At 35.6% G+C, this 15,116-nt stretch carries 11 protein-coding genes and 1 tRNA gene; 4 read left to right on the top strand and 8 right to left on the bottom strand.

Features of this window, described 5'->3' with window-relative positions:
• Both BC008_RS39810 and BC008_RS39805 read right to left on the bottom strand, forming a co-directional pair.
• Nucleotides 1-993: DUF2330 domain-containing protein (locus tag BC008_RS39810; RefSeq protein WP_058184591.1), on the bottom strand; the 993-nt coding region annotated here is incomplete at its 3' end.
• 178 nt (nt 994-1,171) lie between these two features.
• On the bottom strand, nt 1,172-2,074 hold the full coding sequence (locus tag BC008_RS39805; RefSeq protein WP_027841755.1) for an RnfABCDGE type electron transport complex subunit D: 903 nt from the start codon (nt 2,072-2,074) through the stop codon (nt 1,172-1,174).
• Between the two features lie 258 nt (nt 2,075-2,332).
• On the opposite strand from BC008_RS39805, the gene BC008_RS39800 reads away from it, so the two are divergent.
• Nucleotides 2,333-2,419, top strand: a tRNA-Ser gene (locus BC008_RS39800).
• 635 nt (nt 2,420-3,054) lie between these two features.
• Nucleotides 3,055-3,678 (top strand): CP12 domain-containing protein, encoded by a 624-nt coding sequence (locus BC008_RS39795; RefSeq protein ID WP_201026225.1) that lies wholly within the window; start codon nt 3,055-3,057, stop codon nt 3,676-3,678.
• 170 nt (nt 3,679-3,848) lie between these two features.
• Here BC008_RS39795 and BC008_RS39790 read toward each other — a convergent pair whose 3' ends face one another.
• The 4 genes from BC008_RS39790 to uvrB form a co-directional block, all read right to left on the bottom strand.
• On the bottom strand, nt 3,849-4,973 hold the full coding sequence (locus BC008_RS39790; protein ID WP_027841753.1) for an LptF/LptG family permease: 1,125 nt from the start codon (nt 4,971-4,973) through the stop codon (nt 3,849-3,851).
• Nucleotides 4,974-5,279: 306 nt separating this feature from the next.
• Nucleotides 5,280-6,008 carry an LPS export ABC transporter ATP-binding protein gene (gene lptB, locus BC008_RS39785; protein ID WP_027841752.1) on the bottom strand — a complete coding sequence of 243 codons (729 nt, stop codon included), beginning with the start codon at nt 6,006-6,008 and terminating at the stop codon, nt 5,280-5,282.
• Nucleotides 6,009-6,043: 35 nt separating this feature from the next.
• Nucleotides 6,044-6,568: an LptA/OstA family protein gene (locus BC008_RS39780; protein WP_027841751.1), complete on the bottom strand. Its 525-nt coding sequence runs from the start codon at nt 6,566-6,568 to the stop codon at nt 6,044-6,046.
• A 552-nt stretch (nt 6,569-7,120) separates the two neighbouring features.
• The gene (gene uvrB, locus BC008_RS39775) at nt 7,121-9,118 is read right to left on the bottom strand and encodes an excinuclease ABC subunit UvrB (protein ID WP_027841750.1); all 1,998 of its coding nucleotides are present in this window, start codon (nt 9,116-9,118) and stop codon (nt 7,121-7,123) included.
• A 368-nt stretch (nt 9,119-9,486) separates the two neighbouring features.
• On the opposite strand from uvrB, the gene BC008_RS39770 reads away from it, so the two are divergent.
• On the top strand, nt 9,487-9,978 hold the full coding sequence (locus tag BC008_RS39770) for a hypothetical protein (protein WP_027841749.1): 492 nt from the start codon (nt 9,487-9,489) through the stop codon (nt 9,976-9,978).
• Between the two features lie 620 nt (nt 9,979-10,598).
• On the opposite strand, the gene BC008_RS52375 is transcribed toward BC008_RS39770, so the two are convergent.
• Both BC008_RS52375 and BC008_RS39765 read right to left on the bottom strand, forming a co-directional pair.
• On the bottom strand, nt 10,599-10,733 hold the full coding sequence (locus tag BC008_RS52375; protein WP_268768285.1) for a hypothetical protein: 135 nt from the start codon (nt 10,731-10,733) through the stop codon (nt 10,599-10,601).
• A gap of 99 nt (nt 10,734-10,832) precedes the next feature.
• Nucleotides 10,833-11,498 carry a LabA-like NYN domain-containing protein gene (locus tag BC008_RS39765; protein WP_027841748.1) on the bottom strand — a complete coding sequence of 222 codons (666 nt, stop codon included), beginning with the start codon at nt 11,496-11,498 and terminating at the stop codon, nt 10,833-10,835.
• A 2,263-nt stretch (nt 11,499-13,761) separates the two neighbouring features.
• On the opposite strand from BC008_RS39765, the gene era reads away from it, so the two are divergent.
• Entirely contained in the window at nt 13,762-14,721 is a 960-nt protein-coding gene (gene era, locus BC008_RS39760) for a GTPase Era (RefSeq protein ID WP_027841747.1), read from the top strand.
• Nucleotides 14,722-15,116 lie beyond the last annotated feature (395 nt).

The raw sequence follows: 15,116 nt of genomic DNA, 5'->3' as shown, positions 1-15,116 counted from the left end.
ATCTTTGAGTTCTTCTCGGTTGAGAGGTTGAGCAGAACAGGGATCGCAAGTACCCATATCCCAAGCATATTCAAGAAAAGCAACTTTTTTGTCTTCTTTTGTATATGCTGTTTTAAACATGGATTTGTAAAAATCCTTGAATTCGTCTTTAACAAATACAGGGATATTAGTATTCGAAGGAACTTTTACTGTGCGGTAATTGGTAACTTCTGCTTGTCCTTTAGGGGAAATAATGTAAACTAACAAGTCTTGCTCTGCTGTAGAGTTAATCATCCCCAAACGAATCGGAAGCATGTATTTAGATGATTCATAGGATATTTGCAAAGGACGGAGGAACTGATAACCTTTTTCCTCAAATTTATCTAAGTTGACTTTAGCAACAAAGAATTTCATCCCCTGACGGATATAAGGTCGTAGTAAACTTCCTGCACCTCGAGGAATTTTGTAGCCGTTGCGTCGTAACCAAGTTTGTAAACCGTTAGATTCTTTTGCGCTCAGGATAACAATATCGTATTCACCAACATTAAATTTGGCTTCTACTGTCACGCCCAAATTATTGTTTTTCTTAAAACGTCTTGCTGCTTGAGGAGCAGCATTTTGTATAGCTCTAGATTCGGCGGCATCGTACAAAATTGGGTTACAAGGATCCTCGTCAAAATATTCAACTAAGCGCGGGGCGCTAAAAGCATCTAACCTTTCAATAATTTTTGGTTTTGCAACTTTAACTTGTTCTTTTTTTAGCACTGTTGGAACAGGAACTACCATGGCGAAGTCTTTCACGTCACCTTGATAATCATTTGCCATTGTCAACACAGTGCGATTGTCTTTACGAGCAATCACAACCTGAGAAGCTTGGTTATATAGTTTGCTATCAGCTTTAGCAACATAAAATCCACAAAAAGCCCAGGCTGCAGGGGTAAAGTAAAGCAGTACGACAAAACTTAGTACTAATGAAATTAATACCCGAAATATTTGTTTTATTGAGAGTATCATTTTGATTTTTTAATTTTCGATTGATATTTACGAAAAAACTTCTTTTTATAAAATTCCCAACTCTCGATTAATTTTGTTAGCCCTTTTGCTTTTTTACTACTCCATCAAATGCTGATTTTTTATAGATGTAGAAAAGGAAATTAATACTTTCCGATCTCTAATGTCTAATCTCTAATATCTAATCCCCAATTCCTTGATTATTCCAAGAGAATCGCTGTGCAGACCAGATAGCATCAAACAGCACTGTTAAAGGTGCAAGTAAAAATAGTGCCCAAAATACAGCAGTGGACATCAAAAAATAATTCCTCAGAATAAAAGTTAATGTGGCGATGCAGATCGCCCAAAGAACCCTACCGATACGAGAATTAGGAATTGAACGAGGATCGGTCACCATAAATAAAGCAAACAGTAATAAAGATCCGTTAATTAAACGGTGTGAGTAAACATCCCAAGTCCAACCCAACCAGAAATTACGAATACCCTCTAAAACTGCATAAGCACCCAAAAAAGCTGCTGTAGTATCCCAGCGACCAACTTTTTGCAAAATCATTCCACCAGCACCGAGAAATAACATTGCATACCACCAATCTTCCCCCCACTGTCCTGGGGATACCCAAGCATCATTGGTTAATATCAGTGCTGCAATGATGCCAAAATTAGCTGGATTAAAAAAATGCTTATTTCCTACCTTAAAGATAAACTTACTAGCGATCGCACTAAATGCTGCTATAGCTATAGTTGTCCAATGGTCAGCACGCAAAAGCAAACTTAACCCTAGGGAAGTAATTAAGGCGCTGCGGATGGAAAAATTAGAATTTAAGAAGAAACGTGGGTTAGAAAGACTTAAGCTAGAAAAATTTGAGTTAGAAGAATTTGAGCTAGAAAAATTTGAGTTAGAAGTATTTGAGTTATCACCCTTGGACTCATTTCCTCGACTAAATATCAATTGGGTTATTAGGCAAGTTGCAATAGCGATTAAAATTAATTCCGGTCGCACAGTCCAATCTCTTGTCCCAATCCCCAAGACTAAAAACAAAGTGAGGAATAGAATTTGATAGTCTCTAAGGTCCTGAAAAAGCATTACATGTTTATTTTGGATAATTGTCTATTTTTTCTTAAATTTAGGCTTAAATACCCTTTTTCTTGTTCTCGTTACAGAATTTGCTACCAAGTGCAAGTATAAAATTAACTCTTGTTAAGCATTAGATATAGATAGGGAACAAATTAGAAAAAAGAATATGTTGGTTATTCTCAACTCGTGATACTCTTGTTAGAATAGAATGCGGAACTTTTAGTTCCTTCTAGACTTAGGTCTGGTTTAATTAAATATTTCTTGTCTGGAGAGGTGGCAGAGCGGTTGAATGCGGCGCACTCGAAATGCGTTTTGGCGGCAACGTCAACGGGGGTTCGAATCCCCCCCTCTCCGTTTTTAGTTTTTTATCTTTCATCTCCAATCCTGAGATAGATGTCATCATTCTTAATTTATTCACCATATGAATGTGGTTAGTATTTGAGTGAGTTTATCTATGCCTTCTCTAGCGATCTTCAAACAGAAATATTGCAGCTAGAGGGAACTTAATAGAAAACCCCAACCCACATACTTCAAAACAAATATTTCAAACTGCTCAATTCATAGTGAAAATTTATAAATTTTAGTTAATTTTATTCAAATTCTGGCAAAATCATCTCAAAAATAGTTATTTCAAAATAATTACACAATCGCAGCAGTAAATTTTAAGTTCAAATTTAAATTTTCAATCTAAACTTTCAATTTTTACACTTCAAATTTTGAGCTTTCAATCTTAAGCTCCAAATTATATCGCACTATGTAATAAGATTAAGAAATTTATAAATTCTAAAAGCTATGATTTATAAACTTTTACTATGCTAACGCCCCACCGTAGACGCGATATATTTTGTTAGCAAAGCGTATCTAAAAGACATGTTTTGACTTGCACATAGCACTATAAATACTTAAATATTATCAATCAAAAAAAGTTCTAATTTCTTGAGCAAATTAATCATTACCCCAAATTAGTTTAAGAACCGGAGGCTAGAGCAATGATGAAAGCCGAAGATATCATGAGTAAGGAGGTAGTTACGATAAAGGGTTCAGCGACTGTTGCAGAAGCAATTACATTGATGAAGAATCATGGAATACGAGCTTTGATTATCGAGCGCTGCCATGAATATGATGCTTATGGGATAGTATCGGAAACAGATATTATCTACAAGGTAACAGCTTACGGTAAATCCCCCAGACAGGTAAGGGTCTTTGAAATTATGTCTAAGCCCTGCATTATCATCAACCCAGACCTAGGTATAGAATATGTAGCTAAAATGTTTGCTAATACCGGTATCCACACAGCACCTGTGGTTCAAGGCGAACTACTAGGCATTATTTCAGTTACAGATATTCTTACAAAAAATGATATTGTTGATAGTCCCAAAGCTATTTTGTTTGAAGAAGTAATTCAAAAAGCAGTAGAAGAAGCTCGCACTATTTGTGCAATTTATGGTGCTAGTTCTAAGGTCTGCACTGCAGCTTGGGATGCAGTTGAAGAACTACAAGCACAAGCAATACATCAAAAAGCTGAAAATATTATATCTACCAAAGCTTCCTTTGAAGAATACTGTGCTGCAAACCCAGATGCACCAGAATGTCGTATTTATTATGAAGATTGAACAGTTATCAGTTTATGGCTAACGCCACAACGCCACGTCCTTACGGGCTACAGTTATCAGTGAACAGTGAACAGAAAATAAAAACCAGGGAAACACTAATCAAAAACTGTTAGCAAAGCGTGTGCGGTAGCGCATTAACTGATAACTGGTAACTGATAACTGAAAAATGTCTAACGTTTTGCGATTCGCATCAATAAAAATATACCGATACCTAAACACAAAAAGTTGGATGTCCAAGCTGCCATAAAAGGAGAAAGAATACCTGCTTGTCCTAAAGCACTAGCGAAAAAAGATACTATATAGTAAGTGAATATAATTACAATACTAAGAGCGAAACTTGTACCTTTCCCACTTCTTTGGGGTACACTTCCCAACGCCGAACCAATCAACCCAAAAACTACACAAACGAAAGGTAAAGAAAACTTTTCTTGAATTCTAACTTTGAGTTTCTGAATCTTTCTATCATCACCTCTGAGACGTTCAATTTCCAGTTGCTCTAAAGCTTGAGCAATATTCATCTCACCATAATCTCGGCTTTTTTGTGCTACGTCTAGCGGAGTTCGGGGTAATTTGAGTTTTTGGTGTTCAAACTTGATTATATTACGATAGGAACTATCAGAAGATACCAAATATATAGTACCGTCATAAAAATCCCAGACATTTTCCGATGGATTCCATTTACCGGAATCTGCAATAACAATTTGACTTAAAGTTTCTAAACCTTCTTGGGAGCGATCAATCACTGTTAAACCTTTCATTCGGTTCCCGTCAAATTGATCGGCGTAAAATAAGCGGGATAAAACTTTTTCTTTACTACCGTCCTCTTGTTTGACTCTGCGATACTCCGGATAAATTATATTTGCTTGCTTAAACGTGGGTCTTTCTGATTTTAAAGCTTTATTAAGAGTTATTGTTGCTTGATATTTCGCTACTGGTGCAATTTGTTCATTAAAAATAAAAGTAAGACCTGTTACAAATAAACTCAGTATTACTGCAGTTAAAACCATTCGATAGACACTGACCCCGCAACCACGCAAAGCAACCAATTCACTTTGACTGGAAAGGCGACTATAGGTCATTAAAGTCGCAAGGAGTGTGGACATGGGAAAAGCTAAGACTATGAATTCTGGAAGCCTTAAGAGAAAAACTTGTCCAGCGAGAGTTAGGGGCAAACCAGATTCAACAACCTTCCTTATTAGTTCAAATACAGCACCAATTGATACCAAAATAGAAGAAAAAGCCCCTACACCAAATAAAAATGGTGGTAGCAATTCGCTTGCAAGGTATCGATCCATTATCGAAAATGGTAGTAGCGAATTTAGGGTATAAAAGGACTTTTGTTTAGCCATTAGTGAGTAGTTGCTGAGGATGGGTATTGGGGATTGGGTATTGGGTATTGGGAATGAGGAACTAAATCAATAGGAATTAATTAAAAATGACAAATAAACAGATAAGTAAAATATTTAGATAGTAAAATGTTTAGATATTTACTATCGAGTTATATTACCTTTTCTTTGTTCTTCATTTCCTATTCCCTTTTCCCTGACTCATACAGACAAAATTTTTAAGCAAAATATGGAACTATTTTCATCCGGTGCTTGCTAGGCTTGAAAATTATCGCCTAAATAATACTGTTTGACTAAAGGATTTGCATATAGTTCTTCTGGAGTACCTGAAGCTAAAATTTCTCCCTCACGCATGATATACGCCCGATCAGTAATAGCAAGGGTTTCGCGAACATTGTGATCTGTAATTAGAATTCCCATATGGCGATCGCGTAATTGAGCAATAATTTCTTGAATTTCGGAAACTGCGATCGGATCGACTCCAGCAAATGGTTCGTCTAAAAGTAAAAATTTGGGTCCATCCTTTCCCGCAGCTAAAGCTCTTGCTAATTCTGTTCTTCGCCGTTCGCCCCCAGAAAGTTGAATACCTTTAGAATTAGCGACTTTTTCTAAGCTTAGATCCCCAACTAAAGTTTGCAAGCGACTTGACCATTCCCTGGATGGAACGCTGGTTTGCTCCATCACTAGGAGGATATTATCCCGAACACTCAAGTTACGAAAAACACTTGCTTCCTGCGCCAGATAACCAATACCAAGTCTGGCTCGTTTGTGCATAGGTAAAGGAGTAATGTCTTGCTTATCCAACCAAACCGTACCTTGATTTGGTTTTTCTAAACCACAAGCGATATAAAATGTCGTTGTTTTACCAGCCCCGTTCGGACCGAGTAAACCAACCACTTCTCCTTGCGCAACTGAAAGATTAACGCGTTTGACGACCTCTCGCTTACCGTAAGATTTATGTATATTATCTAAAAAAATTTTCACAACTAATTTACACACCCTTTATTGAGTTTTCAATACTAATTTCTGCGTTTGAAACTAGGAGTGGAAGGTGCTGCTGTAGTATTGTTACTATTAGGGTTAGCATCATCTACGATGTAGACAGATCGTACTTGTTGGTTAGCTTTTGGTTGAGCAACAAATCGCCCCTCATCAATTAAGTATGTGACAACTTCAGCCCGGATACTATTAGCACCATTTTGCAAAATGTACACATCACCACTAAGAACGATGCGACGTTCGCGATTAAACAATTGTGCTTGGGCTGCTGTTGCTCGAATACCTCGTGCTTTGTACAACATTTGCACATTGCCACGGGCTGTTGCTACCTGAGTTTTACTATCATATTGTATTAGGTCACCATCAATTTGTAGTGGTTGACCTTGACCTGACTGTTGTGCGATCGCACTTTGCAGTTGAACGGGATGTTTGCTGTTACGTAACGGATTATCGAAAGACATTGCACATACAAGTGCAACTGGCAGTATCAAAATCAACCCAAAGCGATGTACTTGTAATTTGGATAACTGATAGTGGAGTTTCATAGTAATTAGGAGTTTAGTTATTTTTACTTGTATTTCTATCCGTATTTTAATTTTCACAAATAACTAATCTAGACTATGGAAACACAATCTAGATTAAATCACACATTATATTATTGCTTGACACAATTGACGTTTGACTGGACTTTAAAGTTTCATCGATGCGTCAAATTTTAGAAGTAAACCTTAAGACAGTTGGGAAATTATTAATGTCAAAACATCATAGTGTTAAGCATAATTTAAAATCCTAATTTTACTTGAAATAAAAGCAAGTTAAATATAGCACAGCAAAATCTATTTTAATGGTTTAAATTGTGACATATTGACTTGAGTTAGGCTAAATCAAGACTCAGATTTCTACTCATAAAAATGACAAACTTGGTAGGCAAATAGAAAACTAAAAATTTAAATCATTGTACGAATAAAGAGCCAAAACAAACATAAATCTTATCTATCATTATTTATATTTTACGTATTTTACTTACTCCCAATTCCCAATTATTAATCTCTAATTGCTACTAAAAATAAAAAGGCCATAAACAAAAAATTAACTATTTAACGTCCTACTAATTTATCACGCAATTTTTTAATTCTATCCCTGAATTTCGCAGCTTCCTCAAATTCTAGGTTTTTTGCCGCTTCTTTCATTTCTGCTTCCAATTTATTAATCAAATCAGGAATATCTTCTAGAGGTAATTCATTAAGATTTTCATCAACAGTTTCTAAATCCTGTAGATTTACTCTGCGGGAAACTTCTAGGAAAGATAAAATAGCATTATTTGATTTTTTAATAATTGGTTGGGGCGTAATATTATTCTCTTGATTATGTTCAGTTTGAATCTTACGGCGACGTTCGGTTTCTTCAATGGCTTTTTTCATGCTATCGGTTAAGCGATCGGCATACATAATAACCTGTCCTCGGATATGACGCGCCGCTCTACCAATGGTTTGAATTAACGAACGTTCGGTACGTAAAAATCCCTCTTTATCTGCATCTAAAATTGCAACAAGAGAAACTTCTGGTAAGTCTAAACCTTCTCGTAATAGGTTAACACCAACTAAAACATCAAAATGGCCTTCCCGTAAGTCTTGAATAATTTCTATTCTTTGGATGGAATTAATCTCTGAATGTAGATACCTAACTCGAATATTTTTCTCTTCTAGATATTCAGTTAAATCTTCTGCCATCCTCTTAGTTAAGGTAGTAATTAATACTCGTTCATCCAGGTCAATCCGGTCTTTAATCTCACCTAATAAATCATCAATTTGACCTTCGGTAGGACGTACAAAAATTTCAGGGTCCACTACACCTGTAGGTCGAATAATTTGTTCGATAACATTACCATCAGATACTTCGATCTCCCAATTCCCTGGAGTTGCAGAAACAAAAATGCACTGATTTACTTTTAACCAGAATTCTTCAGCTTTTAAAGGACGATTATCAGCAGCACTAGGGAGCCGAAAACCATGATCGATTAATACTTTTTTCCGAGCTTGATCGCCATTATACATACCCCGCAATTGGGGAACACTAACATGGGACTCATCTATGACTAATAGCCAATCCTTAGGAAAATAATCAATTAAACACTCTGGTGGTTCTCCCGGTTGTCTTCCAGCTAAGTGTCGGGAATAATTTTCCACTCCATTACAATAACCGACCTCCCGTAACATTTCTAGGTCATAGCGAGTGCGTTGATCGATCCGCTGTGCTTCGAGTAATTTACTGACTTCTTCTAATTGGGCTTTGTGTTGTTTTAATTCAGTTTGAATATTAGTGCAAGCTTCCTCCAAACGGTCTTTGGGAGTGACAAAGTGACGTGCGGGATAGATATTTACTGCTTCTAAACTCTGAAGAATTTCTCCTGTGATTGGATCGACATAACGAATCGCATCAATCTCATCACCAAAAAATTCCACTCGAATAATTCTATCTTCGTATGCTGGTCCAATTTCTAAAACATCCCCGCGAACTCGAAAGCGTCCCCGTCCCATTTCTAGATCGTTACGGTTATATTGAACTGATACCAAACTTCTAATAACTTCGCGTTGGTTTACTTCCATTCCCACCCCAAAGGGAATAGCTGCATTGAGGTATTCTGTTGGCATTCCTAAGCCATAAATACAACTAATTGACGCTACAACAACAACATCTCGACGTTCAAATAAAGAACGGGTTGCAGAATGTCGTAACATATCAATTTCATCATTGATCTGTGCAGTTTTTTCAATATAAGTATCGGTGACGGGAATATAGGCTTCTGGTTGATAATAATCGTAGTAACTGACGAAGTATTCGACGGCATTTTTTGGGAAAAATCCCCGTAATTCATTACAAAGTTGAGCCGCAAGGGTTTTATTGTGAGCTAATACTAAAGTTGGCTTACCAATATTCTCAATTACTCTTGCTACTGTGTGAGTTTTTCCGGTACCAGTAGCTCCTAGCAAAGTTTGAAAACGATTTCCAAAGTTAATACTATCAATAAGTTGGTCTATTGCCTTTGGTTGGTCGCCTGTTGGTTGAAAAGGAGCTTGCAAAGAAAAGTCTACCATCGAATTTCTAAGACGCTTTTAGTTCTTCTCATCGTAACGAATACTGTTACTCTTTAGAGCAAAACTGAATCCTGACTTCTTTCCTATTCTTAACTTTCTAACCTCTGACTCCCTTAAAGCTGATTTTTTCTAAGTGAAGCAATTCATTTAGAATTGGTATCGACAGTCTGAAAATAGTAGAAACAGACAATAATCTTTACAAATATTAATCATTAAGTTTGACTTATGTATCAAACTTGAAGATACTTATATATAGTCAAGGATTTTTAAAGTTAAAATTTAATAAACTAAGTAAAATTTCAATCTTTCAAAATTTTCATTTTCAAAACCTAAGTAAAATTCATTTATCAATTTTGAGGTATTAGCTTATGAGCGTTAGCAGCAATGAAGAAAAAGCAAGTTCTAGGCAAAAACCGACTCAAAATAAGGAAGAATTAAAAGTGGAAGTAGAAAAGAATTCAAGTGAAGCTTTGAATAAAGATGATGAGGGAGGAAAAGCTGCTAACATGTCCGCAAACGAAGAATCTAAGCCCAAAAACGAAGAAAACGGTAAATTAATCGTTGCTGGGACTCGCCCAATTGCTTCGAGCGACCTCGAAGTCGCTGGAACTATGGCCATCGCAGGAGCGCGTCCCATTGGTACTAGTTCCTTGGAAGTAGTAGAAACAGTTAACCTAATGGGAGTTCGTCCAATTGCTGCGAATACCATTCAGGTTGTGGATACAATGAACCTTTCTGGAATTCGTCCAATTGCTGCGAGTAATATCCAATTATCAGAAACCTATTCTGTGATGGGTAACCGACCAATAGCATCAAATGAAATTGATGACAGCTATAACTTAATGGGTTTTCTTGACTAGACTTTTTTTATTGGTTTTTTCAAACCTATGTTCTCAGAAAACCCTTGAACGGTAAATAAATTTTTATTACCCGGTTACTTATTAAAACCGGGTTTTGTTTATTTATGAACGTACTCATTCTCGAACTGGAACTATAGCCAAATAAGTTTAGTCGCAACAGCAATACCAAACAAACTGGTGAGTACAAGCATTTTTTGTTAGCAATTAACAATTGGGAGTTAACCACTATGACACTCTTGTGCTTCGGTGAAGTAAAAGCACTGCCAGTGGAAAATTAATTTTTAATCCTAAGAGTCGTCATTGAAATAAATGAAGAAAAAAGGAAAAAACAAATCTCTTTAACCACTTACTTATTTATCTTGAACTGTAGTTCTGAGTGAAGAATCCTGGTTATCAATGGATGCGGATTATTTATGAATAGAGGGCTAAATTAATTAACTCTCTACTGGTACGCACCGCACACCCCACAGCGATGACTGAAAATTTATTTGTCTTTAATTTCTACAGTGTTTAGTATCTAAATATACATTGCAGACAACTATAAATAGCAATTTCGGCTTTTGAGGGGTGGATAATATATTATTTTACAACACTCCACAGTAAAAAATAAGTAATTTAACTTAAGCAATTCTCTGTTCGCTACTTACAGGATAGTAACTTTTACTTTTTCCTAAGCCTACGAGCAAAACATGAGATTTTTGATAAACCCCTATTTTATGATTCCTCACAACGCTGCAAAAATTTGCTGCATTCATATACGATACCCCGCCGTGGATACATAAGAACCTGGCACAAGATCCCCTATAAATTTTTCACTCTTGGTTGCAGTTTTTAGAGAAATGATAGGTCATAGGCTAACTTCCAGGTTCTTTTTGGATTTCTCCCTTAATATTCTCCAAGTCAGTGTAAAAATCAGCTACTCTGATCAAACTTTCACTTGTCATAGAAGATAAGCTAACTACCTCAACATGAACACCCTGATACGTGATGTTATCTACTACATAAGTTAAGTCACCGTCTCCACTCAGCAATATCAAAGTATCGCAGTATCTAGCAAAGTTCATCATATCTATGGCAATCTCTACATCAAGATTTGCCTTCTTAGAACCATCAGGAAACTGGACAAGTTCTTTGGTTACAACCCGATAACCGTTACGACTCATCCACAACAAAAAACCTTGTTGTTTTTCATTGGTCCTATCTACGCCAGTATAAAAATAAGCTCTCAACAGATGGCGTTCTCTGGTCAAACAACGTAGTAGTTTAGTGTAATCAATTTCTAAACCAAGATGCATTGCCGCATAAAATAGGTTAGCGCCATCAATAAAAATCGCTACTCTTTGACGCAGTCTTGAGTCCTCAGGATAACCTAAACCCGGAGCTGGAGCCGGCATCATGTTAGGACTAGTTGTAATCTCCGGCTTTTCAATGACTTTTAACATTGGTTGTTCCAAACGTTGCTCAGTGTCCAACTTTTCGGATGGTTGGCTATCATTCTGAGGTCGTGGAAGTAGTTGCATAATAATTTACGACTCCTCAGTACATCATTGTCATTTTAAGTAAAGTAGCAAAAGTTGCTCTAATCGAAAATAAGTGATTAGAGACAACTTTGGAAGGACTGTCATCTACACAAAATAATAAATTCATTAAGTTAAGTGAAAGAGATAAACCAAAAGCTTATTGGCTAAAATGTTTCGTCTTTCTTGCTTGTATTTACTCAAGTCCCCGTTCACCATAAGGTACATCTTTATTAACCGTAAGGTGCATTTTGGAAGAATTTGCTTAAAATCTAGAAAGATCTAATTCGAATTCTCCAAATCTGGATTGTTTTAACATTCGAACTAATAAAGCCCAATATTAACCCAGCTAGAAGGAATTAACTAGCCAGCAAGAATGATGGTAGATAATTATTCAAAAAATTAATATTTTTTTATTTTTTACATTTTTGCCCCACGAAATGACCATAAAATTCAAAATGCTTTACAAAAGTTAAATCAAATTAATATTTTGTCATGTATATTTAATCAAACTTTCACCGCCTAAGCATGTAAGTAAGGGTACATGAGAAAAGAATTTTAGGATACCAAGGTGTTTTTAACATTTTTCATGACGAGTAATTTCGTAGATTTTAACCGTTGTCCTTAAATAAAGGCACCAGTACTTGAAAAAAAAGATGATTTCTAAATTTTTGTACTTAAGACTTACAGTTTAATTTTATTTCAGTGAATGGGCTGGAATTTGTTGGAAACAGCCACATTGTACCTATTCATCTCCTGCACCTTACTACACAATTTCTGCTTCTCCAGCAAAAATATGAGGTTTGATTTAGAGAGTTGACGTAAGTCTTGATATTTCCAAGGAACATAAATCAGTAGCAGTTAAAACAAAAGATAATCTTGTTAGCTTTACGCGAACGTACGTGACTATACGGCATGGACGTTGTTGAGTTGCATCTAACTAGGAACTATTTCTGTAGCAAATCACCTATAGAAATCGGGTTACAAAAAACAGTCATCAAAAACTGAATTTTTCCGAGATTGTGTGATTCCTTTGTCTATGACCAAGCGTTAACACATATCTGGTTGTAAACATTGCAATCTGCTCTCGAAATAAATACAGGTGCAAGTGCGAGGAAAGGCTTACCTTTAAAAAGAACAGAGTTTAGAACGACTATTGATATTAATTATAAGTAGGTCTTCTTTATTCTGCCTTTCTTCGCTCAATTTATCACATGAAATGGCTTTAAGTATTAAAAACAAAGTTCCTAAATACGGTGCAACTACTAGAGGAATGATTTTTTGCGTTTCAACTTGAATTAGCAAAATAATTGTTAGAGAAGAACGATATCAAAAATTTTATTTTAGTGAAAAAAGTAAATTAACACAATTAATTGATATTTTCTTCCAAAACGATTAATCACTATATAGTTTGACTAATAATCGATGTCTTATATCAAGATAAATATGTATTTGTAATAATTCAGTTAAATATAGCATTTAATAATCATAATTTATTCCGTAAAGTTGTACATTTCAGGCTGTGAATTTTCATATCCTCCTAAATCCCCCCAAATCCCCCTTGTTAAGGTAAACTTCAGGTTCTATTCTCAAGTAGTAATAAAAAGAATAATTGATAAAATCTAATGTTATTCATATTGAGACAAGTTAATTCTTAAACAGGCCGGTAAAATTATCACCTTATGACTTGAGTAAACAGCCCGATTAAAATTATGTCATTAAAATTGACTAACACTCAATTAGTCGGCTTTATTGGATACTTGCTTAAATAACCCCGAATAAATTTTATAGATAAATATAAGTACTCTTTAAATGGCACTACAGTTAGGTGATATGATTTTGTTTCTGAATTCGCTTTTATTCTATTATTCTTAACTGAGAACGAATATTGTAAGTATTTTCTAAAAAAGTGGCTAATCAAGTTTAGTAAATATATTGATTAAGTATGCAAAAGTAAAATATTCACAAAAAAGTGCTTTGTTTTGTAAACATATGTTAATTTTAGAGACTGTTGGTATTACAGGATAAAATATCAACCACAGATTTTCTGTAAATGCAAATATAAAAATGATAACTTATGTTTGAATTTTTTTGAGTTTTATTATATTGAATATACTTCACTATATTAAATAGATTTATTATTTTTGGATTAGACTAATATTTAGAGCGTGATACCTTAAATCTAAAAAATATTTTTATAGTTTATTTGCTAGTTTTTCACAAAATAACGAGCTACAGCTCATAAAAGATAAAAGTGATACTCCGAATGAAAAGTATAGAGAACAACATAGTATTAGGCTCGTCAGAAGGGGTTATTCCCTCATCTCCTCCTGGATTCAAATCTGGATTTATTGGAATTATTGGTCGTCCAAATGTTGGTAAATCAACTTTGATGAATCAATTGGTAGGGCAAAAAATTGCGATTACATCTCCAGTTGCCCAAACAACACGTAATCGCCTTCGTGGCATATTAACTACACCTGAAGCGCAACTGATATTTGTAGATACTCCAGGAATCCATAAGCCCCATCACCAGTTGGGAAAAGTTCTGGTACAAAATGCCAAAATAGCGATTGAATCTGTTGATGTTGTTTTATTTGTCGTTGATGCAGCAGCTTCCTGTGGTACAGGAGATCGTTATATCGGAGAATTACTAAGTCGCAGCACGACGTCGGTAATTTTAGGGTTAAATAAGATTGACAAACAAGAACCGGATTTATCTTCCCAACAGGATGAAAGTTATTATAGTTTGGCGCGCTCGCAAGAATGGCAGACCACTAAATTTTCAGCTAAAACTGGAGTAGGACTTCCGGAACTACAAAATTTATTAATACAAAACATAGAGCCAGGACCACTTTATTATCCACCCGATTTAGTGACCGATCAACCAGAGCGTTTTATTATGGGTGAATTAATTCGCGAGCAAATATTATCATTGACGCGTGAAGAAATTCCTCACTCGGTTGCGATCGCAATTGAAAAAGTTGAGGAAACACCAACGATTACTAGCGTCCTCGCAACTATTAACGTGGAACGTGATTCCCAGAAAGGCATACTCATTGGTAAGGGTGGTAATATGCTTAAGGCTATTGGGAGCGCCGCTCGAGAACAGATTCAAAAGTTAATTGCAGGTAAAGTATATTTAGAACTATTTGTAAAAGTACAACCTAAGTGGCGTCAGTCTCGGATTCGCTTAGCAGAATTAGGATATCGTGTTGAAGAGTAGAAGTTTTCATAATCAATGAATTAATTCCCAACCCCAAATCATCACTGGGGGTGGGAATTTTTATATCACCTAAAATTATGTTTTTCGAGCGACAGTAGATGAAATTTACTGTCGGATTTTCTTAATTTATATCCGACTGACGGGTTTTATTTAGCGCGGAGACTACGGCAGTTTACCAGCTAATAGGTACGGAATAAATTTGCTGGAACTTGGAGTGAAATACTTGTAAATATAGGATTTTGGATTCTTAATTCTGTTATATGGTTTGCATATAGTTTGTACGAAGATGTAATTTATTTTGACTATAAAGGTATCACATATCAAGCCTCTGGAAGATTTTTGCAAGCATAAATTCATCTAGAATTATTATTATATTTTGCTCGTGTAAAAACATT

The organism is Mastigocoleus testarum BC008, from assembly GCF_001456025.1.
GTDB lineage: Bacteria > Cyanobacteriota > Cyanobacteriia > Cyanobacteriales > Nostocaceae > Mastigocoleus > Mastigocoleus testarum.
Note: the sequence above shows the minus strand (reverse complement) of the source record. Positions and strands in the feature narration are given on the sequence as shown.

Bases quoted from the DNA above. Each gene is read 5' to 3' on its own strand.
- BC008_RS39805 (WP_027841755.1), bottom strand. From the start codon at position 2,074: ATGCTTTTTCAGGACCTTAGAGACTATCAAATTCTATTCCTCACTTTG.
- BC008_RS39795 (WP_201026225.1), top strand. From the start codon at position 3,055: ATGATGAAAGCCGAAGATATCATGAGTAAGGAGGTAGTTACGATAAAG.
- BC008_RS39790 (WP_027841753.1), bottom strand. From the start codon at position 4,973: ATGGATCGATACCTTGCAAGCGAATTGCTACCACCATTTTTATTTGGT.
- BC008_RS39780 (WP_027841751.1), bottom strand. From the start codon at position 6,568: ATGAAACTCCACTATCAGTTATCCAAATTACAAGTACATCGCTTTGGG.
- uvrB (WP_027841750.1), bottom strand. From the start codon at position 9,118: ATGGTAGACTTTTCTTTGCAAGCTCCTTTTCAACCAACAGGCGACCAA.
- BC008_RS39770 (WP_027841749.1), top strand. From the start codon at position 9,487: ATGAGCGTTAGCAGCAATGAAGAAAAAGCAAGTTCTAGGCAAAAACCG.
- BC008_RS52375 (WP_268768285.1), bottom strand. From the start codon at position 10,733: ATGAATGCAGCAAATTTTTGCAGCGTTGTGAGGAATCATAAAATAGGG.
- BC008_RS39765 (WP_027841748.1), bottom strand. From the start codon at position 11,498: ATGCAACTACTTCCACGACCTCAGAATGATAGCCAACCATCCGAAAAG.
- era (WP_027841747.1), top strand. From the start codon at position 13,762: ATGAAAAGTATAGAGAACAACATAGTATTAGGCTCGTCAGAAGGGGTT.